Annotated in this window: 2 protein-coding genes; both read left to right on the top strand. The window is 58.9% G+C overall.

Features of this window, described 5'->3' with window-relative positions; all coding sequences use genetic code 11:
* The coding region (locus E5W70_RS30395) for a class I SAM-dependent methyltransferase (RefSeq protein ID WP_292664969.1) at nt 1–830 on the top strand (830 nt) is incomplete at its 5' end.
* Nucleotides 831–1,021: 191 nt separating this feature from the next.
* On the top strand, nt 1,022–1,420 hold a 399-nt coding region (locus E5W70_RS30390; RefSeq protein WP_292664968.1), incomplete at its 3' end, for a GntR family transcriptional regulator.

Below are 1,420 nucleotides of genomic sequence, written 5' to 3'. Positions count from 1 at the left end.
AAGTTGATATTGTGAAGCTCAGTCGGGGAGAGGTGATCTCGATGAGCCAGATCGAAATCCGCTATGACGATGGGGTCGCGTATGAAAAGATGATGGGCACCTGGAGCCGAGCGGCCGGCGAAATCTTCCTGGAATGGCTCGCGCCCTCGCAAGGCTTACGCTGGATCGACGTCGGCTGTGGAACTGGCGCGTTTACGGAATTGATTATTGAACGTTGGGCGCCCGCTGAGGTCCAAGGGGTTGATCCCTCTGATGCGCAGCTATCGTTTGCACGGACGCGACCCTTGGGTCAAATCGTCAAGTTTCAATGGGGTGACGCCCTGAGCCTTCCGTTTTCGGAGGCCGAGTTCGATGTCGCCGTTATGGCGCTGGTGATCTTCTTCGTTCCTGATCCCGCCAAGGGCGTTGTCGAGATGGCGCGGGTAGTTCGTCCAGGCGGCATCGTGGCCGCTTACGTCTGGGACATGATCGGTGGGGGACATCCGCTTGAGATGATGCACACCGAATTGAGCGCGATTGGTTTCCCTGCTGTACATCCGCCGCATTCGGAAATAACCGGCCTGGAAGCACTGCGGCTATTGTGGCGAAATGCCTCCCTGGATGAGATCGATACGCGAGAGATCACAGTTCGACGAACATTTGCTGATTTTGAGGAGTATTGGACGACCAGCACGCTCGCGGCTACCGTGCGTCAAACCATCAACGCCATGCATCCAAGTGATGTTGGGCTGCTTAAAGAGCGCATGCGTGGACGCTTATCGGCGGATGCTGAGGGGCATGTCACCAGCGTTGCCCGTGCCAATGCAATAAGGGGTGTTCGATCTCGATAGGAAGTACTTTCTCCAATCGAGCATTTACATCCCGTTTGTGGGACTTGATGTCCGCTCTGGGTCAGGTTTTACCGTTCGAGCCGGCCACCGGAATGGGCAACTAGCGCCAATTCCCGACGTTTGCGCTCGGGGCGCAGCCGGGTCGCAAGTTGGCTTGAATCTCTTGGTGACAACATGTATACATGATGTCTATGAGTGACCGACATCAATCACAACGCCCTGCCATAGGGCAACGCGCCGATGCTGCGCAGGACGTCGTCTACCGCTGGCTGAAGCAGCATGTGCTGACCTTGCCTAGCCGCGAGGGCACGTTCCTTACTGAGGCGGAGGTCTGCCGCGAGACGGGGACGTCGCGGACGCCGGTGCGCGAAGCGCTATTGCGGCTGGAAGCAGACGGCCTCCTGCAGATCGTGCCGAAGAAGGGCGCCTATGTACCGCCGATCAGCGAGGCGGAGATCGAAGCGGTGATGCAGGCGCGCGGCTTGGTGGAAGAGTGGTGCGCGCGGCAGGCGGCCGGCTTTGGTGACATGCTTGCGGCGGAACTCGACAGGCTGATCGCCCGGCAGGTGGAGGTGCAGCACGACCCTGTT

The organism is Mesorhizobium sp. (assembly GCF_005063415.1).
In the GTDB taxonomy this organism is placed as follows: Bacteria; Pseudomonadota; Alphaproteobacteria; order Rhizobiales; family Rhizobiaceae; genus Mesorhizobium.
Note: the sequence above shows the minus strand (reverse complement) of the source record. Positions and strands in the feature narration are given on the sequence as shown.